Below are 20,676 nucleotides of genomic sequence, written 5' to 3'. Positions count from 1 at the left end.
CGCGCGCCCGGATCCTTCCCTGTCCGGGCCGCACACCGGCAGCCATGACGCCGAACAGGCGTGACACCGGACAGCCGTGACCCGAACGGCCGTGACACCGATGGACGCAACACCGGTAGGCACAGCCGTACCGGAAGATCGGAAAGAGCCGCACGCCATGACCTCCACCGCTGACGCCTCCTCCAACTACCGTGCACTGAAAGAGGAGTTGGAGACGCTGACGACCGAGGCGTTCCGCCCGGAGCTGGCCGAGATCGACCAGCTTCCCACCCTCGACATCGCCAGACTGATGAACGCCGAGGACACGACCGTCCCGGCCGCCGTCGCCGAACGGCTCCCGGAGATCGCCGCCGCGATCGACGCCCTGGCGGCCCGGATGGCCCGCGGGGGCAGACTGGTCTACGCGGGCGCGGGTACACCGGGCCGCCTCGGCGTGCTGGACGCCTCCGAGTGCCCGCCCACCTTCAACACCGACCCCGCGCAGGTCACGGGCGTGATCGCGGGCGGCCCCGAGGCCATGGTCACCTCGGTCGAGGGTGCCGAGGACTCCAGGGAGCTGGCGGCCGGCGACCTCGACGCGCTCGGCGTCACCGCCCTGGACACGGTGGTCGGCATCTCGGCGTCCGGCCGTACGCCGTACGCGATCGGTGCCGTCGAACACGCGCGCACGCTGGGCGCGTTGACGATCGGCCTGTCCTGCAACGCGCACAGCGCGCTCGCGGCGGCGGCCGAGCACGGCATCGAGATCGTCGTCGGCCCCGAGCTGCTGACCGGCTCGACGCGTCTCAAGGCGGGCACGGCCCAGAAGCTCGTCCTCAACATGCTGTCGACGATCACGATGATCCGGCTCGGCAAGACGTACGGGAACCTGATGGTCGACGTAAGGGCGTCGAACGAGAAACTCCGGGCCCGCTCCCGCCGGATCGTCGCCCTGGCGACCGGTGCGAGCGACGAGGAGATCGAGGCGGCGCTCACGGCGACGGACGGGGAGACGAAGAACGCCATCCTCGTCGTCCTCGGCTCGGTCGACGGCCCGACGGCCGCCCGCCTCCTCGCGGACAACGACGGCCACCTGCGCGCAGCGCTGGCAGCGGCACCCCACTGATTCATCCACGGGTCCGGCCGTCGGGACTGATTCATCCATGGGTCCGGCCGTCGGGCAGGATGGGCCCCATGACCGAGATCCACACCCCCCGCCTCCTCCTCCGCCGCTGGACCGACGACGACCTCGTGCCCCTGTCGGAGATCCACGCGGACTCCCAGGTCATGCGCTGGATCGACGACGGCTCGGTGCGCGACCTGGAGTACACGGCGGAGGCCATCGAGCGGTGGGAGGAGGAGTGGGACGAGGAGGGCTTCGGCCTCTTCGCCGTCGAACTGCTCGCCTCGGGCGAACTGGCGGGCGCGGTGGGCCTGTCCGTGCCCGGGTTCCTGCCGGAGGTCGCGTCCGACGTGGCGATCAGCTGGCTGCTCGGCTCCCAGTTCTGGGGCCAGGGGTACGCCTCCGAGGCCGCCCACGCCACCCTGGAGTTCGCACTCCAGGACCGCGGCCTCGACCGTGTGGTCAGCGTCAGCAGGGCGGGCGACGACGCCTCCGAGAACATCATCCGCAAGCTGGGCATGACGGAGGAGCGGGTGACGACACACCCTGTGTACGGCCACCAGCTGTTCGTGCACGCCATCGACCTGACGGAGTTCGAGGCGTAGGCCCCACCTGGGGTCGGCATACGCGCACTCGCGCCCGCGTTGTCAGTGGCGTGTGCGACGGTTGAGACCGCTGAGCGCTCAGCGCAACGCACGCACGTATGTACGCACGCACGCCGAAGGGACGACCACCGTGAACCACGCCCAGCTGACCGCCCTCGGGCGAGCCCTGCGCGTCCTCGGCGAGCACGGGGACGCGCTGAGCGGCGACACCGCCGACACGAAACTGCACGAGATCAAGGCCGACCTGAAGCGGGCCCTGGCGATCCTGGACGACACGGTGACCGGGTCGGCGCCCACGACCCGCTGTGCCGAGCACCCCAACGGCCCGGTGGACGAGAGCGCCAGTGACCTGTGCCTGCTCTGCGAGACCCGCCGCCGCAGCGCCCGCCGCTCCCAGCAGAACGGCACCTACCCGCGGGCCCGCCCCGCCGACCCGGAATCGGCGGCCCCGGAGCGCACGATGTCCCGCTACGGCGTGCGCGCCGACCGCCCCCAGCCCCAGCAGCGCTGGCTCCCCGAGGTCTGGACCGGCCAGGTCTGGCAGCTGTGCGGCACCCCGCGCCGCGACCGCCTGGAGGCCGAGCGCTACCTCTCCGCCGAGCGCCGCGCCCCCCGCCCCGGAATCGCCTACCGCCTGGTCCACGAGTTCACCGACTACGAGGTCCTGCGAATCTGGGGCACGCCGGTGAAGGTGGACATCGCGCCGATGGGTGACCTGTAGCCCTCCCTGGCAACCTCACCAGAGGGAGTTGCCATGGCAGGACCAAAGGACCTCGACCCGGCCTCCTCACCGCATCGACGAGCCCATCGGCTACGCGGACGCCGACATCCCCGTCCACCTCCTCGTCGACCGCGACACCAGCACCGTCACCGTGTTCAGCGAGCCGAAGGACGGCCGGTATCAGCAGGTCCCGTCCTACCCCTGGGGGGCCACCGTGGCTATCCCGCGCCCCGTGGGCATCACTCTGCACACCGGGAAACTCAAGGAGTATGCCGACTGATCCGGAGGAAGTCGTCTCCTTCGGGCACTCGGCACTCTGAGGCCATCGGGCTGCTGACCCGCCCCGCGCGTCCACAGGGCGGGGCGGTCGCTGGTGGGCTGTCTCAACTCGTCCCGGCGCCCCGCGACTTCGAGTACCCCGACACCTCACCGATCCACTTCAGGAACTCCCCGGGGTCCTGGTCCGCTCCGTGGCCCGCGTCCCAGTAGTACTTGGTGCTGACCTCGTCGCCCAGCTGCTTCAGGCGGGCGTGGAGGTTGCCCGTGACCGAGTACGAGGTGGCGGTGTCCGTGGCACCGTTGCGGATCCACCAGTGCTTCGCCCGGTGCCGGTTGACGTTCTCGACGAGGTGGTACATCGGGTTCATCAGGTTGAGCTTGCCCGGGAGGTCCTCGTCGAGGCGCGCGCTGCTGCCGCTCTCGTGCCGCAGGCTGAAGAGGGTGAAGTGACGGGCCGCGGTGGTCCCCGTCCCGTACAGGTTGTTCTCCGGCGTGGACAGGTCGAAGGCGTCGAACGCCGGCGTGTTCTTGCTGCGGGCGCCCAGGTGGGTGAGGAACTCGTCCCATGTGAAGGACGCCTTGCCGTCGGCCCACTTGATGGACGTGTTCGCGGCCAGGTAGGTCGCGCGGTCCGCGTCCGACAGCGCCGCGAGATAGGTGGTGGCCGACGGCTCCAGGATGGTCTTCACCAGGTACTCGTCGAGGTTGCGGGTGGTGAGGCTGCCGAAGCCCTTCGCGCGCAGGCCGAGAGTGGCCACGTAGTCCCCGTAGGCGGTGCTCAGCTCCTTCGAGATCGTCTGGTCGACCAGGGAGCCACTGGGCAGCTTGTTGCTGCCGTAGCACCACTCGTACGCCATGTCGGCGTGCTCCAGGTCGGTGATCGGGCACCATGCGCCGACGGCGAAGATGGCGTCGCTCGCGTCGGCTGCGCCGATCGCCTCCAGGTAGGAGTCGTACAGCGGGCTGTCGCCGGACGCGCCGAGCAGGGTGGACAGGGCGCCGCCCGCGCTCGTGCCGGAGGAGACGATCCGGTTGACGTTGCCCGGGATACGGCCCTTGTTGAACCTGACGTACCGTACGGCCGCCTTCAGGTCCACGATGGCCGCCGGCGCCGTGCCGTAGTACTCGCCGCTGGCGTTGACGAGGCTGCGACCCCGCGCGCCCGGCTCGACGACGACGTACCCGGCGGCGAGCGCCAGCTGCCCACGGCTGGTACCGCCGCCGAACGCGGCCCCGCCGATCCCGGTGTTGTTCGCCACGGACGACGGCATGTAACCGCCGACGGCGTTGGGGAGGAAGATGGGCGCGGCGGAGGCGTCCACGGCCGTGCCGTCGATCTTCACGGGGACACTGACGTTCAGGCACTGGTAGGTGGCGTCCACCGGCTTCGCCACGTAGGTGATGGCCTTGTAGAAGCGGTAGACCACCTCGTGGGCGGTGCCGGTGGTGTCGGTGATCTCGGTCGTCTGCTCGGTGTAGGCGGCCGGGTCGAAGACCAGGGACGCGTCTGCGTCTGCCGCGGTCCCGGTCGCGGCCCCGCTCGCCGCCCGGGCGCTGGAGGCGAATCCGACTGCGGGCATCGCGGCGGCTGCGGCGGTGAGTCCTATGACCACTGACCTGCGCTTCACTGCTGTCTCCTGTCGACTGTCTTCACGGCTCGTTCTTCGGACGCCGCACAGTCCAACAGCCGTTCCTGAAGGCTTTCTTTGTGATTCCAGTGACAACAACAGGGATGGCCGACAAGCGGCCGGCAAATGGAGCAATCGCCCGCAAAATTGTCAGCAATTTTGGCGAAATCCTGCGGGCGATCGGTTTCACCATGTTCTCAGGCCGGATCCGACCGGATCCGGCCCGATCTAGCTCAACGACCCCAGCGCCGCCGCGTCGAACGCCTTCAGCTCGCCGGTCCGGCCCTCCAGCACCTTCGCCGCCCACTCCGGGTCCTGGAGCAGCGCGCGGCCGACCGCCACGAGGTCGAACTCCTCGTTCTCCAGGCGGTCCAGGAGCTCGTCGATGCTCCTGAGCGGCGCGCCCTCGCCCGCGAAGCCCCGGATGAAGTCGCCGTCGAGGCCGATCGAGCCGACGGTGACGGTGGGCCTGCCGGTCAGCTTCTTCGTCCAGCCGGCCAGGTTGAGGTCCGAGCCTTCGAACTCCGGGAGCCAGTAGCGGCGCGTGGAGGCGTGGAAGGCGTCGACTCCGGCCGCCGCGAGCGGCGTCAGGATCGACTCCAGTTCCTCGGGGGTCTCGGCGAGACGGGCGTCGTAGTTGTCCGACTTCCACTGCGAGTACCGGAAGATGATCGGGAAGGACGCGGACACCGCCTCGCGCACGGCGGCCACGATCTCCGTCGCGAACCTCGTACGGGCGAGCAGGTCACCCCCGTACGCGTCCGTGCGGCGGTTGGTGCCGGCCCACAGGAACTGGTCGATCAGGTATCCGTGCGCGCCGTGCAGTTCGACTCCGTCGAAGCCGATGCGCTCGGCGGCCACCGCGGCCTCGGCGAACGCGTCGATGACGTCGGCCAGGTCCTCCTGCGTCATCTCCCTGCCGCTGCCCGCGGTGCCGTCCAGACGCAGCCCGGACGGACCGACCGCCGGGGCGTCGGCGTACGGGGGCTGCCCGGCCTCCCTGACCATGCCGATGTGCCACAGCTGCGGCACGATCCTCCCGCCGGCCGCGTGCACGGCGTCGGCGACCTTCGCCCACCCCGCGAGTTGCTCCTCACCGTGGAAACGGGGGACGCGGTCGCTCTGCCCGGCGGAGTCGTGTCCGACGTAGGTGCCCTCGGTGACGATCAGGCCCACACCCGCCGCGGCTCGACGCGAGTAGTACGACGCCACGTCCTCGCCGGGGACGCCACCGGGCGAGTGGGCGCGCGTCATCGGCGCCATCACGATGCGGTTCGGCACGGTCAGGCCGTTGATCGCGAGGGGGCGGGACAGGATCCGGGCCGCGCGGGAGGGCGCTGCGGCGGGAGTGGTGGCCGTGTCGGTCACGTGGGGGGCTCCTCGGCGAGGTGGCGGGTCGACCGCACGTCGAACGACGGTCAAGTGGATGCGGACACAGGTGCGGACACGGGGTGCGTCCACAGGTGTGTGCATGTGCATCAACTGTCACCGGCCGTCCGCGCATTCCGGTGCCCGCGCCCTGCTCGCTGTGATCCCGGCCACTGGCCGGGGACCGGGGAGGATCAGCCGGCCGGCCGCTCCCGAACGCCCGAAGGGCGGCACCCTCCTCGTCAGGAGAAGGGTGCCGCCCTCGGTACGAAGGACGGTGATCAACCAGAGGTCGATCAGAAGTCCATGTCACCGCCCGGCATACCGCCACCGGCGCCGGCGCCGGCGCCGGCCTTCTCCGGCTTGTCGGCGATGACGGCCTCGGTGGTGAGGAAGAGCGCAGCGATCGACGCGGCGTTCTGCAGCGCGGAGCGCGTCACCTTCGCCGGGTCGATGATGCCCTCGGCGATCATGTCGACGTACTCACCGGTCGCGGCGTTGAGGCCGTGACCGACGGGAAGGTTGCGCACCTTCTCGACGATGACGCCGCCCTCAAGACCACCGTTGACGGCGATCTGCTTGAGCGGGGCTTCCAGAGCGAGACGCACGATGTTGGCGCCGGTCGCCTCGTCACCCGTCAGCTCCAGCTTCTCGAAGACCGAGGTGGCCTGGAGCAGGGCCACGCCACCACCGGCGACGATGCCCTCCTCGACGGCCGCCTTCGCGTTGCGAACGGCGTCCTCGATGCGGTGCTTGCGCTCCTTGAGCTCGACCTCGGTCGCGGCACCGGCCTTGATGACCGCGACGCCACCCGCGAGCTTCGCCAGACGCTCCTGGAGCTTCTCGCGGTCGTAGTCCGAGTCCGAGTTCTCGATCTCGGCGCGGATCTGGTTCACGCGGCCCGCGACCTGCTCGGCGGTGCCGGCACCGTCGACGATCGTGGTCTCGTCCTTGGTGATGACGATCTTGCGCGCACGGCCCAGGAGGTCCAGGGAGGTGTTCTCGAGCTTGAGACCGACCTCCTCGGAGATGACCTCGCCACCCGTGAGGATCGCGATGTCGTTCAGCATCGCCTTGCGGCGGTCGCCGAAGCCCGGAGCCTTGACCGCGACGGACTTGAAGGTCCCGCGGATCTTGTTGACGACCAGGGTCGAGAGGGCCTCGCCCTCCACGTCCTCGGCGATGATCAGCAGCGGCTTGCCCGACTGCATGACCTTCTCCAGGAGCGGGAGCAGGTCCTTGACCGAGGAGATCTTGGAGTTGGCGATGAGGATGTAGGGGTCTTCGAGCGACGCCTCCATGCGCTCCATGTCGGTCGCGAAGTACGCCGAGATGTAGCCCTTGTCGAAGCGCATACCCTCGGTGAGCTCAAGCTCCAGACCGAAGGTCTGGGACTCCTCGACGGTGATGACGCCTTCCTTGCCGACCTTGTCCATCGCCTCGGCGATGAGCTCGCCGATCTGGGTGTCGGCGGCGGAGATGGAGGCCGTCGAAGCGATCTGCTCCTTGGTCTCGACCTCCTTGGCCTGGTCGAGCAGCGCACCGGAGACGGCCTCGACGGCCTTCTCGATGCCGCGCTTGAGGGCCATCGGGTTGGCACCCGCGGCCACGTTGCGCAGACCTTCCCGGACCAGCGCCTGGGCCAGGACAGTCGCGGTCGTCGTGCCGTCACCGGCGACGTCGTCCGTCTTCTTCGCGACTTCCTTGACCAGCTCGGCGCCGATCTTCTCGTACGGGTCCTCGAGCTCGATCTCCTTGGCGATGGATACACCATCGTTGGTGATCGTGGGGGCGCCCCACTTCTTCTCGAGGACGACGTTGCGGCCCTTGGGGCCCAGCGTCACCTTGACGGCGTCCGCGAGCTGGTTCATGCCGCGCTCGAGGCCGCGCCGTGCCTCCTCGTCGAACGCGATGATCTTGGCCATGTGAAGTGGTCCTCCCGGACTGGGGTGGATTGCTCCGGACCGCGCTGGCGCCCGCGACGGACGGCCTGCCTGCCCCGATGGTTCCTTGCACCAACGTGGCCTGCGGGCCTCACCGACCCGGTCCTTCGTTATCACTCTCGCCTTCAGAGTGCTAACGCCAATGATTAGCACTCGCCCCTGCCGAGTGCAAGCGGCTCTCGAAGATCCGCAGGTGAACAGGGGGTCGCCTACGGGCCGGTAGGCACGACCCGGGCGCGCCGGAGCCATGCTCTGGGACATGCCCGGGACATGCCGAAGGGCCCGCACCCCGTGAGGTCCCACGAGGTACGAGCCCTTCGAATCCTTCAATGAAGGAAGAAGAACGTCGCTGCGGTGCGCCGGCGCGTTGCTTCAGCTGGTCGCCAGACGGACCATGTCCGCCTGCGGCCCCTTCTGGCCCTGCGAGATCTCGAAATCGACCCGCTGACCTTCCTCGAGGGTGCGGTAGCCGTCCATCTGAATCGCGCTGTAGTGGACGAAAACATCCGCACCACCGTCGACCGCGATGAAGCCGTACCCCTTCTCCGCGTTGAACCACTTGACGGTGCCCTGAGCCATGCCTAACTCCCCTATTACTGGCCCTTGCACGGATCCGCACTTCGCGGATCCGGGTCAGACCTCACCCCCCCAACCGGTGGGAGTGTGCGCCGGAACGCGTCGACCGCGGCCGAATGTATCTGCCCAACTGCCCTCTGCAACAGGTCAATTGGACGAGAAATCCGGGCACACCAGGTCGTGGAATATGCGGAGAATTCACGCGACTTCAGGGCAAGTCGGGCCCCACATAGGGAACAAAAAACGCAAAAGGCCTGCACACTTTGGCTACTTCTCGCTGGGTGCGCGGCAAGAACTCATACGCGTGCGACTCGCGAAGTGGTGCGGGTTCCCCAACTGTACCGCGCTCAACCATAGAGAATTGCCCCCTCCGCTTCTCTCACGGAGGGGGCAATTCGATGAACTCTCGGTAACCGATGTTACCGACGGTTACTACTGGCGGGTATCAACCGCCGGCGACGGCCGGGATGATCGACACGCCCGCACCGTCCGGCGTCGCCGTCTCCAGCCCCTGCTCGAAGCGGACGTCGTCGTCGTTGACGTACACGTTGACGAACCGGCGCAGCTTGCCCTGGTCGTCGAGCACCCGGGCGGCGATCCCCGTGTGGTTCCTCTCCAGGTCGGCGATGACCTCGGCGAGGGTCCCGCCCTCGGCGGTCACCTCGGCCTGCCCGCCGGTGTAGGTGCGCAGGATGGTGGGGATGCGGACGGAAACGCTCATGACTTTCGACCTCCGGTCGGGTGGCGCGCCCCACAGGGGCGCGGGGGGACTGCGCGACCAGCCCCTACCGGCCCGCAGACGAACAACTACCTCTTACGCGAGTCCGGCCTCGTGGAACGAATCGAGGTTGGGACGAATGGTCGCGGTGAGCCCCGTCCCGGCCACCGCGTCCAGCGTCTTGAGGCCGTCCCCGGTGTTCAGCACGACGGTCGTGAGGGCCGGGTCGAGCAGACCGTTCTCGATCAGCTTCTTCGTGACACCCACGGTCACGCCACCGGCCGTCTCCGCGAAAATGCCTTCCGTACGCGCGAGCAGCTTGATCGCGTCGACCACCTGCTCGTCGGTCACGTCCTCCACGGCCCCACCGGTGCGCCGGGCGATGTCCAGCACGTACGGCCCGTCCGCCGGGTTGCCGATCGCCAGCGACTTGGCGATGGTGTCGGGCTTCTGCGGCCGTACGACGTCGTGGCCGGCCTTGTAGGCCACGGACACCGGCGAGCAGCCCTCCGCCTGGGCGCCGAAGATCTTGTACGGCTTGTCCTCGACGAGCCCGAGCTTGATCAGCTCCTGGAGGCCCTTGTCGATCTTCGTGAGCTGCGACCCGGAGGCGATGGGCACGACGAGCTGGTCGGGGAGCTGCCAGCCGAGCTGCTCGCAGATCTCGTACGCCAGGGTCTTGCTGCCCTCCGCGTAGTACGGGCGCAGGTTGACGTTGACGAAGCCCCAGCCCTCGCCGGCCGGGTCGCCGATCAGCTCGGAGCAGAAGCGGTTCACGTCGTCGTAGTTTCCCTCGATGCCGACGAGGTCTCCGCCGTACACCGCGGCCATGACGACCTTGCCCTGCTCCAGGTCGTGCGGGATGAACACGCAGGAGCGGAAACCGGCCCGGGCGGCGGCGGCGCCGACGGCACCGGCCAGGTTGCCCGTGGAGGAGCAGGAGAGAGTGGTGAAGTCGAAGGCGCGGGCGGCCTCGATGGCCTGGGCGACGACCCGGTCCTTGAAGGAGTGCGTCGGGTTGCCGGAGTCGTCCTTGACGAAGAGCTTGCCGACGTCGACACCCAGCTCGCGGGCGAGGTTGTCGGCCTGGACGAGCTTGGTCCAGCCGGGGTTGATGTTCGGCTTCTCGGCGACGTTCGCGGGGACGGGCAGGAGGGGCGCGTAGCGCCAGATGTTCGCGGGTCCCGCTTCGATGCGCTTGCGGAGTTCCTCGGTGTCGTACGAGGAGAAGTCGTAGGCGATCTCCAGCGGGCCGAAACACTCCTCGCAGGCGAACACCGGACCGAGAGGGACACGGTGACCGCATTCGCGGCAGGAGAGCGCGGCGGCGGGGCCGAGATCGACAGGGGTGACGGAGCCGGTAGTGGTGCTCTCGACAGTTTGCGCAGCCATGGAGGCGAGGCCCTTTCTCCTCATCTTCCTCACGACGCATCTCGCCGTGAGACGGATTTGGCACCTTCCCGAGCCGGCAGCCTCGCCACATGACATGCGACAAGACCGGCTGGAGGGTTGCCGGGGCTTCATCGGGCCGTATCCCTCTGCCCCTCTGGATGAGCGGTATGAAGTTGTGAACGCTGACGGCCTCGGACATGTGATGGTCATCCGCGTTGTTCAAGACTGTAACCGAAGGCTTGGATGGTGGAGGAAGCCGTCCGAACCGCGAGATGCAGATCACGCGCTTCCCATGAGAAAGCAAGGGAGAGCCGCACGTGCTGGAAGACGTCGAGCGCTGGCTGAGCACGCGCTCCTGGTCCGTTGACGACCGCCCGCTGAAGAAGATCGTCGCCGCGAAGCGTTCCTCGAACGCCACGGTGAGTGTCGTCCTGCCCGCGCTCAACGAGGAGGAGACGGTCGGCGAGATCGTCGCCGTCATCCGCCGTGACCTGATGCTGAAGGTCCCGCTCGTCGACGAGATCGTCGTCATCGACTCGGGATCGACCGACCGCACCTCCGAGGTGGCCGCCGCGGCGGGCGCCCGGGTCGTGCACCGCGACGACATACTGCCGCGCATCCCGGCCGCGCCGGGCAAGGGCGAGGTGCTGTGGCGCTCGCTCCTGGTCACCAGCGGGGACATCGTCTGTTTCATCGACGCCGACCTGAAGGAGTTCTCGTCGGACTTCGTCTCCGGGATCGTGGGCCCCCTGCTCACGGACCCGGGTGTCGACCTCGTCAAGGCGATGTACGACCGCCCGCTCGGTCAGGCGGCCGGCCAGGGCGGCCGGGTCACCGAACTGATGGCCCGCCCCCTCCTCAACATGCACTGGCCGCAGCTGGCCGGCTTCGTCCAGCCGCTCGGCGGCGAGTACGCGGCCCGCCGCTCGCTCCTCGAACAGCTCCCGTTCCCCGTCGGCTACGGCGTGGAGCTGGGCATGCTGATCGACGCCCTGCACCTGGTGGGCCTGGACGCGCTGGCCCAGGTCGACGTGGGCGTGCGCAGGCACCGCCACCAGGACGGCCAGGCCCTGGGCCGGATGTCCGCCGCGATCTACCGCACCGCCCAGCTCAGGCTGGCCCGGGGCCATCTGATCCGCCCCTCGCTCACCCAGTTCGAGCGCGGAGAGGACGGTTTCGAGCCGCGCACGTACTCGGTGGACACGGAGGAACGCCCGCCGATGGCGGACATCGCGGAGTACGCGACACGCCGGGTCGCTTGAGCACGTTCGCCGCGCGGCAAGGACTTCTGCCACGCGGCGTCAACGTGTGCGCCACGCCGTATGGGCGCGTGACGCCAGAGCACCTCGTATACCGTCGCATCGTACGTTTGAGCGCAGCGGCGACGGGCTAGGTTGAGGCTTGTGACTCCGCTCCCTGCCCGAAGGAAGGGGCTTCCAATCCGAGGATTGCGGTCCAGCCCGAACCGATCCCGTATGGGACAAAAGGAAAAATAGCGCGGGCAAGGGAATCGGGTGAGGTGTATGGCTTCCACGATGGGCGACTACCGGGTACTGGTCGCGTCCAACCGCGGTCCGGTCACGTACGAGGTTCGCGAGGACGGCTCGCTGCACGCCCGGCGCGGCGGCGGCGGGCTGGTCTCCGGCCTGTCGGCGATCGGACCCGACGCGGACGCCCTGTGGGTCTGCTCGGCCCTCGGCGACGGCGACCGCGAGGCGGTACGGCGCGGGGTGGCCGAGGACGGCGTACGGATGCTCGCCATCCCGGCGGACGTGCACGAGGACGCGTACAACGGCATCGCCAACTCGGTGCTGTGGTTCGTGAACCACATGCTGTACCAGACCCCGCTGGAGCCGGTCTTCGACACGGAGTTCCGGCGCCAGTGGGCGTCGTACGAAACCTACAACCGCGCGTTCGCGGCGGCGCTCGCCCAGGAGGCGGCCGAGGGCGCGTCGGTGGTCGTCCAGGACTACCACCTGTGCCTGGTCCCGGGAATGCTGCGCGAACTCCGCCCCGACCTGCGGATCGGACACTTCTCGCACACGCCGTGGGCACCGGCGGACTACTTCCGCATGCTGCCGTACGACATCTCCGAACAGCTTCTGCGCGGCATGCTCGGCGCGGACCGGCTGGGCTTCCTCACCCGCCGCTGGGCGGACGCGTTCACCGCCTGCTGTACGGACCTGGTCGACGGCGTCGGCGACACGCGGATCGGGGTGCACGGGCTGGGCGCGGACGCGGACTTCCTGCGCAGGCGCGCGCACGCGGCGGACGTCGAGGAGCGGATGACCGCCCTGCGGGCGGAGATCGGCGGGGGCGACCGGAAGACGATCGTGCGGGTGGACCGTACCGAGCTGTCGAAGAACATCGTGAGGGGCCTGCTGGCGTACCGGCAGCTGCTGGAGGACCGTCCCCAGTGGCGGGAGCAGGTGGTGCACGTGGCGTTCGCGTACCCCTCCCGGCAGGATCTCGCCGTGTACCGCGACTACACGGCCGAGGTGCGGCGCGTTGCGGACGACATCAACTCTGCCTACGGGACCCCGGGCTGGACCCCGGTCGTCCTGCACGTCAAGGACGACTTCGCCCGCTCCCTGGCCGCCTACCGGCTCGCCGACGTGGCCCTCGTCAACCCCATCCGCGACGGCATGAACCTCGTCGCCAAGGAGATCCCGGTGGTCTCCGACGAGGGGTGCGCGCTGGTGCTGTCGCGGGAGGCGGGAGCGTACGAGGAGCTGGGCGAGGACGCGATCGTGGTGAACCCGTACGACGTGACTCAGACGGCGCGCGCGCTGGAGGAGGCGCTGAACATGGGGGCCGGGGAACGGGCGGAGCGCACGAAGCGGCTGGCCGCGGCGGCGACCGCGCTGCCCCCGGCCCAGTGGTTCCTGGACCAGCTGAACGCGCTCAGCGACTGACGACCCGCTGCCCGAGCGTCCGCAGCAGGTGTACGACGCCTGCGGGGCCGTCGACGACCAGGTCGGCGCGTTCCGCCAGTTCCGTCACCGCCTCGCTGCTGTTGCCGCTGCACACCAGCAGGCCCGGGATGCCGTTCCGGCGGAGTTTCTCCACCGCCGCGAACGCCGGGAGGTCGCCGAGGTCGTCGCCGGCGTAGAGGACCGAGGTGGCGCCGCTCTCGCGGACGTACTTCTGAAGGGCGACGCCCTTGTCCATGCCGGGTGGGCGCAGCTCCAGCACGAGGCGCCCGGGTTCGACGATCAGGCCGTGGCGGGTCGCCAGGTCGGCGAGGGGCTCGCGGAGGGCCTCGAACGCGGCCTGCGGGTCCGCGGCGCGCCGCGTGTGGACGGCGACGGCCCGGCCCTTCTCCTCGATCCACGTGCCCTGCCAGGCACTGAACCGTTCGAGCAACCCGGGCAGTTCGGCGCGGACGGCGGCGACGCCGGGGTGCGGGACAGGGGCGCTGACCGTGCCGGTCACGGCGTCCCAGCGTTCCGTGCCGTAGTGGCCCAGGACCACGAGGTGTTCCAGTCCGGGCACGCCCGCGAAACCGCCGTGCCGGACCGCGACACCGGCGGGGCGGCCGGTGAGAACGGCCACGGAGGCGACGCTGGGGGCGAGGGCGGAGAGGGCGGGGAGTGTGTCGGGGTGGGCGCGGGCCTGCTCGGGGTCGGGCACGATCGGAGCGAGGGTGCCGTCGAAGTCGAGGACGACGGCGGCGCCGCCGGGCTGAGCGAGGATGGCGTCCAGCCCGTCACGGCCGGCCTGCGTCAGGGGCGTAGGCAGGGAGTCCATGGGCCCGACCCTATCCGCCCTCCTTCCCCCCACCCGCCCGTCTCCTCCCGTTCGCCACGCGCCCTCGAACCTCTCGACGCCGGTCGGCGTCTCCACCCCACCCGCCCTCACCGCTCCCCCCGCCGCGCCTCCCGCACCCTCCGCAGCCTGTTCACCGTCACCGGGTCGGACGCCAGCGCCCGCTCGTCGTCCAGGAGCGCGTTGAGCAGCTGGTAGTAGCGCACCGGCGCCAACCCCAGCTCCTCGCGTATCGCCCGTTCCTTCGCGCCCGGCCCCGCGAACCCCCGGCGCTCCAGCGCGAGAACGTCCTGTTCCCGTCGCCCCAGCTGCTCCCCGTCCATGGAAGGAACCGTAGCCCCCACCACTGACACCGGAAGTCACTCCGCTTCCGCTTCCGCCGCCTCCGCCGCCGCGGCCCCCCGCTGTATCGCCCCCAGCACCTTGGCCGGGCTCCCCCGTTCCAGCACCGCCCCGCCGATCGTCTCCTGGATGTCGCGGCTGGTGGCCGTCCACGTCGGCTTGCCTATCGGGTACAACTGGGCGGCGCCGAGCGCGTCCAGGCCGTCCCACAGGGACTCGTACGTCTTGTTCGCGCGCATCGACGTGGCCGCCGACGACGTCACCGGCAGCAGCTGATACGTGCCCGCGAGATCCACCATGTTCTTGTCCTCGTACAGGAAGTTCAGATACGTACCGATCTCCTCGGCATGGCCGCGGTGCTTGAAGGCGGCGATCCAGTCCGACGTGCCGACGGTCGCTGTCGTCACGCCCGCCGTGCGGCCCGGCATCGGGACCGCCTCGTACGCCACCGGTTCGACCGACCGCCCGATCTCCCGCACCAGCGCCCCCGGCGCGCTGACCATGCCCGCCTCGCCGTCCACGAAGGCCCGGAGCGCGGCCTTGCGGTTGAGGCGGTCCGGGGACACCGGGCCGGTCAGGCCGTCTCCGACCATGCGGTCGCGCAGCCAGGTGAGCGTGGAGATGTTGCGGGGGGAGGCGATGTCGTACTCGCCGGTGTCGCCCGTGTAGCCGCCGCCTCCGCCGAGCAGCCACTGAAGGGTCTCGGCCTGCGCCTCCTCGGGCCCGAGCGGAAGCGCGTACGGGTACTTCACGCCCCGCTCGTCGAGGACCTGCGCCGCGTTCCGCAACTCGGCCCAGGTGGTGGGGGGTTCGAGGCCGGCCTCGGCGAAGAGGGTCTTGTTGACGTAGAGGAGACGGGTCGAGGCGAGGAACGGCAGGCCGTACTGGGTGTGGCCCGCGCTGCCGGCGTCGACGAGGTTGGGCAGGAAGTTGGCCTGGACGCGGATGGAGAGCAGGTCGTCGGCCTGGTACAGGTCGCCCTTGGCCGCGTAGTCGGCGTAGCCGCTGATCTGGGCGATGTCGGGCGGGTCGCCGGCGGCGACCATCTTGGCGACCTGCGCCTCGGCCTCGCCGGGGTCGTACACCCTGACGTCGAGGCTGATGCCGGGGTGGGCGGCCTCGAAGGCGGTGTCGATTCTGTTCCAGTACGACTCCGAGTTCTTGACGACGTCGTCGCCGTAGTTGGTGGCGACCACGGTGAGGGTGACCCCGCCGGACCCCTCGGCGCCCGTACCGCAGCCGCCCAGCGCCGGCACGAGCACCAGCACGGAACTCAGCCCCAGCGCGGCGGCGGACACCGGCCCCCGGCGCCGGTTTCGGCGCTCGCCCCGGCGCCCGCCCCGAATCCGGCCCATTTCTCGCACGGCAACCGCTCCCCTGGGAGACACACGCGTCACGTTTTGTGGACGCGCGTAGAGACTCCCGCATCAGGAGACTTGATCCAATGCCCCGGACGTTTCGGCCGTGCAACATTTCCCGGCCCGCACCCCGAGGTCTGGTCCTGGTCCTGCCCTCAAGGTCCTCCCTCCATGGCCCTGCCTCCCGTCCCCGGCGCCCCATGGCCCGTCGGCCTACTCGGCGTCTTCCTTTTCGTTGTCCGCCGAGTTGGCCTGCGTCTGGAGCTCCGTGAGGACTGTCGCCGGGTTGCCGTTCGCCGCGAACGCCGTACCGATCCGTTCCTTGATGTCCGCGCTGACCTGCGCCCAGGACGTCTTGCCGACCGGATAGAGCTGGGCGGACGGGAGTTCCTCCAGGAAGGGCGCGAGGTCCTTGTCCTGGGCGGCGGTGGACATCGTCCTGGAGGCGGACGTGGTGACCGGCAGCAGGTCGTACTCGCGGGAGAAGGCGAGCACGTTCTTCTCGTCGTAGACGAAGTCGAGGAACGCGCCGGCCTCGCTCCGGTGGCCGTTCTTCCTGAAGGCCATCATCCAGTCGGCGACACCCATCGCGGACCGTGTCGAGCTCTCCTTGCCCGGCATCGGCACCATGCCGACGTCCACCCCGTTGGCCACGGCCGTCTTCATCAGCGTGGGGTGCCCGTTGAGCATGCCGACCTCGCCGCGCGCGAACGCGGCGAAGGCGTCGGCCCGGTTCAGCTTGCCGGGGGCGACGGGGCCGGTGAGGCCCTTGTCGACGAGTTCGTCCTTGAGCCAGGTGAACGTCTGGATGTTCTGCGGGGAGTCGATGCCGTAGGTGCCGACGGCGCTGGTGTAGCCGTCGCCGCCGCTGAGCAGCCACTGCATGGCCTCGGCCTGCGCCTCCTCGGGCCCGAGCGGGAGGGCGTACGGGTACTTCACGCCCTCCTCCTTCAGCACGGCGGCGTCGGCGGCCAGCTCGCTCCAGGTGGTGGGCGGGGTGAGGCCGGCCTCGGTGAAGAGCTTCCTGTTGAAGAAGAGGAGGCGCGTGGAGGCGGCGAAGGGCATGCCGTACTGGGTGCGCCTGACCTCTCCGGCGTCGGCCAGCTGGGCGACGAAGTCGGCCTGCGTCGGGATGGAGAGCAGTTCGTCGGCCGGGTACAGCGCGTCCTTGGCCACGTAGTCGGCGTACGCGCCGATCTGCGCGATGTCGGGCGCGTCACCGGCGGCGACCATCTCCTTGACCTTGCGGTCGACGTCGTTCCAGGAGTAGACGCTGACGTCGACCTTCACGTCGGGGTTGGCCTTCTCGTACTCCTCGACCAGCTTGTCCCAGTACTTCTGGGAGCTGTTGGCATCGGAGTCGCCGTAGTCGGCGGCGACCAGCTTCAGGGTGACCTCACCCGAGCCGGCACCTCCGCAACCGCCGACTGCCGCCGTCATCCCGAGTGCGGACACCGCCGCGATCATTGCTGTCCTACGCCGCTGCACTGCAGTAACTCCACTGGTCGTTCACACATGTGTTCATTGGTACGTTCATCTTCCTACCCCTCACAAGGTCTACACCACACGAGTGGACTAGACCTCTTCCGGGTCGACGGGCCACACTGTCCCCGTGAGACATGTCATCGCCCTCGACGTGGGCGGCACCGCGATGAAAGCCGCCCTGATCGGGCCGGACGGCGCCCTGCTCCACCAGGCGCGCCGGCCGACCGGACGCGAGCGCGGCCCCGACGCCGTCGTGGCGGAGATCCTCGGCTTCGCCGCGGACCTGCGCGCGCACGGCATCGCCCACCTCGGCGAGAGCGCCGCCGCGGCCGGTGTCTCCGTCCCCGGCATCGTCGACGCCGACCACGGCCTCGCCGTCTACGCGGCGAACCTCGGCTGGCATGACGTGCCCCTGCGGGCGCTGCTCACCGAACGGCTCGGCCTGCCCGTCGCCCTCGGCCACGACGTACGGACGGGCGGCCTCGCGGAGGGACGGATCGGGGCCGGCCAGGGAGCCGACCGTTTCTTCTTCGTCTCCCTCGGCACCGGGATCGCGGGCGCGATCGGCATCGACGGCCGGGTGGAGGCGGGCGCGCACGGCTTCGCGGGCGAGATCGGCCACATCGTCGTACGGCCCGGCGGGACCCCGTGCCCGTGCGGCCGACGCGGCTGTCTGGAGCGGTACGCCTCGGCATCGGCGGTGAGCGAGGCATGGGCCGCGGCCTCCGGCGACCCCGGCGCGGACGCGGCGGACTGCGCCAGGGCCGTCGACTCCGGCGACCCGAAAGCCCGCCAGGTCTGGCAGCACGCCATCGACGCCCTCGCCGACGGCCTGGTCACCGCCCTCACCCTGCTGGACCCCCGCACCCTGATCATCGGCGGCGGCCTGGCGGAGGCGGGCGACACGTTGTTCACCCCGCTGCGCACCGCGGTGCAACAGCGGATCACGTTCCAGAAGCTCCCGGAAATCGTCCCCGCAGCCCTGGGAGACACGGCAGGCTGCCTGGGCGCGGGCCTGCTCGCCTGGGACCTCCTGACCACTACCGACCCCGACCTCGACCCCACGGAGGTATCCGCCTGATGGCAACGAACCCAGGGGCAGCGGACGCAGGGGCGCGGAGCCCTGACATGTGCGGCTCCGCCGCGCGGGCGCGAACAGCCCCCACCGGCCCGCGGCCTCCCCACAGCCTGGTACTCAGGGGCGCCCGAGCGGTACTCCCCACAGGAATCGACGACGGCGGTCAAGTGGTCGTCGAGGGCACCCGAATCGCCCGGCACGCCCCGGAGAACACCGAAGTCATCGACGTACGCGACCACTGGCTCGTCCCCGGTTTCGTGGACATCCACAACCACGGCGGCGGCGGCGCCTCCTTCACGTCCGGCACCGCCGACGACGTCCTCAAGGGCATCCACACCCACAGAACCCACGGCACCACCACCCTCGTGGCCAGCACGGTCACCGGCGACATGCACACCCTCACCGCCCAGGCCGGCCTCCTCTCCGAGCTCGCCGAGCAGGGCGACATCGCCGGCGTGCACTTCGAGGGCCCCTTCATCTCACCGTGCCGCAAAGGCGCCCACTCCGAGGCACTGCTGCGCGACCCGGACCCGGCGGAGGTACGGAAACTGATCGACGCGGCGCGCGGCCACGCCAGGATGGTCACCCTCGCCACCGAACTCCCCGGCGGCCTCGACTCCGTCCGGCTGCTCGCCGAGCACGGCGTCCTCGCGGCGATCGGGCACACGGACGCGACGTACGAGCAGACGGTGGAGGCCATCGACGCGGGCGCCACCGTCGCCACGCACCTCTTCAACGCGATGCCCGCCCTGGGCCACCGTGCCCCCGGCCCGATCGCCGCCCTCCTCGAAGACGAGCGCGTGACCGTCGAACTCATCAACGACGGCACGCACCTGCACCCCGCGGCCCTCCAACTCGCGTTCCATCACGCGGGCACGGACCGCGTGACGTTCATCACCGACGCCATGGACGCCGCCGGCTTCGGCGACGGCCGCTATCTGCTCGGCCCGCTGGAGGTCGAGGTCAGCGGGGGCGTGGCGCGGCTGGTCGAGGGCGGGTCGATCGCCGGGTCGACGCTCACCCTGGACCGTGCGTTTTGGCGGGCGGTCACCGTCGACCGTATCCCGGTCGTCGACGCGGTGGCCGCCCTGTCCGCCAACCCGGCCCGGCTGCTGGGGATGTACGACCGGGTGGGCTCCCTGGAACCGGGCAAGGACGCGGACCTGGTACTGCTGGACGCGGACTTCGCCGTCAAGGGAGTGATGCGCAAGGGGAGTTGGGTAGTGAAGCCCCAACTCCCCTGACCCGTGAGGGCGGGTAAGGGCGAGAAAGAGGGAGGTGGGCCGGGTTGATCCTCACGGTCACACTGAACACCGCTCTCGACATCACGTACCGCGTACGGGAGTTACGCCCGTACACCTCCCACCGGGTCACCTCGGTGACCGAACACCCGGGCGGCAAGGGCCTGAACGTGGCCCGCGTACTGGCCGCCCTCGGTCACGAGGTGACGGCGACCGGCTTCACGGGCGGCCCGACCGGACGGGCCGTACAGGACCAACTGACTGCCACATTGGGTGTGTTGGACGCCCTGGTCCCGGTCTCGGGTTCGACTCGCCGCACGATAGCGGTACTCGACGGCACGGCCTCAGGCATGACGTCGGACGCGACCCACCTCAACGAGCCCGGCCCGCAGATCACCCCGGCCGAGTGGTCCGCCTTCCAGGACGTGTACGAGGGGCTGCTGCCGTCCGTCTCCGCGGTGGCCCTGTGCGGCAGCCTGCCGCCGGGGGTGCCGGTGGGCGCGTACGCCGGCCTCATCCGCACCGCCCGCGCAGCCGCCGTACCCGTGCTGCTCGACACCAGCGGTGAGCCGCTCAGGCGAGGGGTCGCGGCCCGCCCCGACCTGGTCAAGCCGAACGCCGGTGAACTCGCCGAACTCACCGGCTCCCACGAGCCGTCGAAAGCCACCCGGGACGCCCGCAGGCGCGGTGCACGGGCCGTGGTGGCCTCACTGGGCGCGGACGGCCTGCTCGCGGTGACCCCGGAGGGTTGCTGGCGAGCGACCCCGCCGACCCGTGTCCGGGGCAATCCGACGGGCGCCGGCGACTCGGTGGTCGCGGGCCTGCTGTCGGGCCTGGTCGACCGGCTCCCGTGGCCCGCCCGCCTGACCCGGGCGGTGGCCCTGTCGACGGCGACCGTACTGGCGCCGGTGGCGGGCGAGTTCGACCGGGCGACGTACGAGAAGCTGCTGGACCGGGTGACAGTGGCGGGCGAGGCGACGGCGGCCCAGTGTCCTGCGCCGTAATTTCCTGGGCAGTTCCGACTGAGCCGCCGACGGTCAACGCGCCTGGTCGGCGGCGGGAATCCGACCGC

General features: G+C 70.0%; 19 protein-coding genes and 1 riboswitch. Of the genes, 9 read left to right on the top strand and 10 right to left on the bottom strand.

Annotated elements, in window-relative coordinates; translation table 11 throughout:
* The first annotated feature begins 157 nt into the window (after positions 1-157).
* From murQ to RB628_RS26520, 4 genes are all read left to right on the top strand, one after another.
* Positions 158-1,105 (top strand): N-acetylmuramic acid 6-phosphate etherase, encoded by a 948-nt coding sequence (gene murQ, locus RB628_RS26535; protein WP_318323031.1) that lies wholly within the window; start codon positions 158-160, stop codon positions 1,103-1,105.
* 68 nt (positions 1,106-1,173) lie between these two features.
* Complete coding sequence (locus tag RB628_RS26530) at positions 1,174-1,707, top strand: GNAT family N-acetyltransferase (RefSeq protein ID WP_318323030.1); 534 nt, start codon at positions 1,174-1,176, stop codon at positions 1,705-1,707.
* Positions 1,708-1,837: 130 nt separating this feature from the next.
* Positions 1,838-2,428, top strand: a complete 591-nt coding sequence (locus tag RB628_RS26525; RefSeq protein ID WP_318323029.1) for a hypothetical protein — start codon at positions 1,838-1,840, stop codon at positions 2,426-2,428.
* Positions 2,429-2,456: 28 nt separating this feature from the next.
* Positions 2,457-2,708, top strand: a complete 252-nt coding sequence (locus RB628_RS26520) for a hypothetical protein (protein ID WP_318323028.1) — start codon at positions 2,457-2,459, stop codon at positions 2,706-2,708.
* Between the two features lie 103 nt (positions 2,709-2,811).
* On the opposite strand, the gene RB628_RS26515 is transcribed toward RB628_RS26520, so the two are convergent.
* The 6 genes from RB628_RS26515 to thrC form a co-directional block, all read right to left on the bottom strand.
* Positions 2,812-4,335, bottom strand: coding sequence for a subtype B tannase (locus RB628_RS26515; protein WP_412180726.1), 1,524 nt, complete (start codon positions 4,333-4,335; stop codon positions 2,812-2,814).
* Between the two features lie 228 nt (positions 4,336-4,563).
* Positions 4,564-5,703, bottom strand: coding sequence for an NADH:flavin oxidoreductase (locus RB628_RS26510; RefSeq protein WP_318323027.1), 1,140 nt, complete (start codon positions 5,701-5,703; stop codon positions 4,564-4,566).
* A gap of 296 nt (positions 5,704-5,999) precedes the next feature.
* Positions 6,000-7,628 carry a chaperonin GroEL gene (groL, locus tag RB628_RS26505; RefSeq protein ID WP_318323026.1) on the bottom strand — a complete coding sequence of 543 codons (1,629 nt, stop codon included), beginning with the start codon at positions 7,626-7,628 and terminating at the stop codon, positions 6,000-6,002.
* A gap of 390 nt (positions 7,629-8,018) precedes the next feature.
* Positions 8,019-8,225 carry a cold-shock protein gene (locus RB628_RS26500; protein WP_019057200.1) on the bottom strand — a complete coding sequence of 69 codons (207 nt, stop codon included), beginning with the start codon at positions 8,223-8,225 and terminating at the stop codon, positions 8,019-8,021.
* Between the two features lie 442 nt (positions 8,226-8,667).
* Positions 8,668-8,943: a MoaD/ThiS family protein gene (locus RB628_RS26495; RefSeq protein ID WP_318323025.1), complete on the bottom strand. Its 276-nt coding sequence runs from the start codon at positions 8,941-8,943 to the stop codon at positions 8,668-8,670.
* 93 nt (positions 8,944-9,036) lie between these two features.
* Positions 9,037-10,332 carry a threonine synthase gene (thrC, locus tag RB628_RS26490; RefSeq protein WP_318323024.1) on the bottom strand — a complete coding sequence of 432 codons (1,296 nt, stop codon included), beginning with the start codon at positions 10,330-10,332 and terminating at the stop codon, positions 9,037-9,039.
* 17 nt (positions 10,333-10,349) lie between these two features.
* A riboswitch (SAM riboswitch) is annotated at positions 10,350-10,497 on the bottom strand.
* A 152-nt stretch (positions 10,498-10,649) separates the two neighbouring features.
* Here thrC and RB628_RS26485 point away from each other — a divergent pair.
* Together RB628_RS26485 and RB628_RS26480 are read left to right on the top strand one after the other, a co-directional pair.
* Positions 10,650-11,594 (top strand): glucosyl-3-phosphoglycerate synthase, encoded by a 945-nt coding sequence (locus tag RB628_RS26485; protein ID WP_318323023.1) that lies wholly within the window; start codon positions 10,650-10,652, stop codon positions 11,592-11,594.
* Positions 11,595-11,855: 261 nt separating this feature from the next.
* Positions 11,856-13,247 carry a trehalose-6-phosphate synthase gene (locus RB628_RS26480; RefSeq protein WP_318323022.1) on the top strand — a complete coding sequence of 464 codons (1,392 nt, stop codon included), beginning with the start codon at positions 11,856-11,858 and terminating at the stop codon, positions 13,245-13,247.
* On the opposite strand, the gene otsB is transcribed toward RB628_RS26480, so the two are convergent.
* The 4 genes from otsB to RB628_RS26460 all read right to left on the bottom strand — a co-directional run bounded on the left by otsB (position 13,237) and on the right by RB628_RS26460 (position 17,267).
* Positions 13,237-14,082, bottom strand: a complete 846-nt coding sequence (gene otsB, locus RB628_RS26475) for a trehalose-phosphatase (RefSeq protein ID WP_318323021.1) — start codon at positions 14,080-14,082, stop codon at positions 13,237-13,239. The genes RB628_RS26480 and otsB overlap by 11 nt on opposite strands.
* Positions 14,083-14,189: 107 nt before the next feature.
* Entirely contained in the window at positions 14,190-14,423 is a 234-nt protein-coding gene (locus RB628_RS26470; RefSeq protein WP_318323020.1) for a DUF3263 domain-containing protein, read from the bottom strand.
* A gap of 36 nt (positions 14,424-14,459) precedes the next feature.
* Positions 14,460-15,797, bottom strand: a complete 1,338-nt coding sequence (locus tag RB628_RS26465) for an extracellular solute-binding protein (RefSeq protein ID WP_318323055.1) — start codon at positions 15,795-15,797, stop codon at positions 14,460-14,462.
* Between the two features lie 216 nt (positions 15,798-16,013).
* Positions 16,014-17,267 (bottom strand): extracellular solute-binding protein, encoded by a 1,254-nt coding sequence (locus RB628_RS26460; RefSeq protein ID WP_318323019.1) that lies wholly within the window; start codon positions 17,265-17,267, stop codon positions 16,014-16,016.
* 145 nt (positions 17,268-17,412) lie between these two features.
* On the opposite strand from RB628_RS26460, the gene RB628_RS26455 reads away from it, so the two are divergent.
* From RB628_RS26455 to RB628_RS26445, 3 genes are read left to right on the top strand one after another with little or no spacing between them, the layout of a single operon-like run.
* Positions 17,413-18,366: an ROK family protein gene (locus RB628_RS26455; RefSeq protein ID WP_318323018.1), complete on the top strand. Its 954-nt coding sequence runs from the start codon at positions 17,413-17,415 to the stop codon at positions 18,364-18,366.
* A 47-nt stretch (positions 18,367-18,413) separates the two neighbouring features.
* Complete coding sequence (nagA, locus tag RB628_RS26450) at positions 18,414-19,607, top strand: N-acetylglucosamine-6-phosphate deacetylase (protein WP_318323017.1); 1,194 nt, start codon at positions 18,414-18,416, stop codon at positions 19,605-19,607.
* 44 nt (positions 19,608-19,651) lie between these two features.
* Positions 19,652-20,608: a 1-phosphofructokinase family hexose kinase gene (locus RB628_RS26445; RefSeq protein ID WP_318323016.1), complete on the top strand. Its 957-nt coding sequence runs from the start codon at positions 19,652-19,654 to the stop codon at positions 20,606-20,608.
* Positions 20,609-20,676 lie beyond the last annotated feature (68 nt).

Source organism: Streptomyces sp. ADMS (assembly GCF_033441795.1).
Classification (GTDB): Bacteria; Actinomycetota; Actinomycetes; order Streptomycetales; family Streptomycetaceae; genus Streptomyces.
This window is presented reverse-complemented; position numbering and strand designations above follow the sequence as displayed.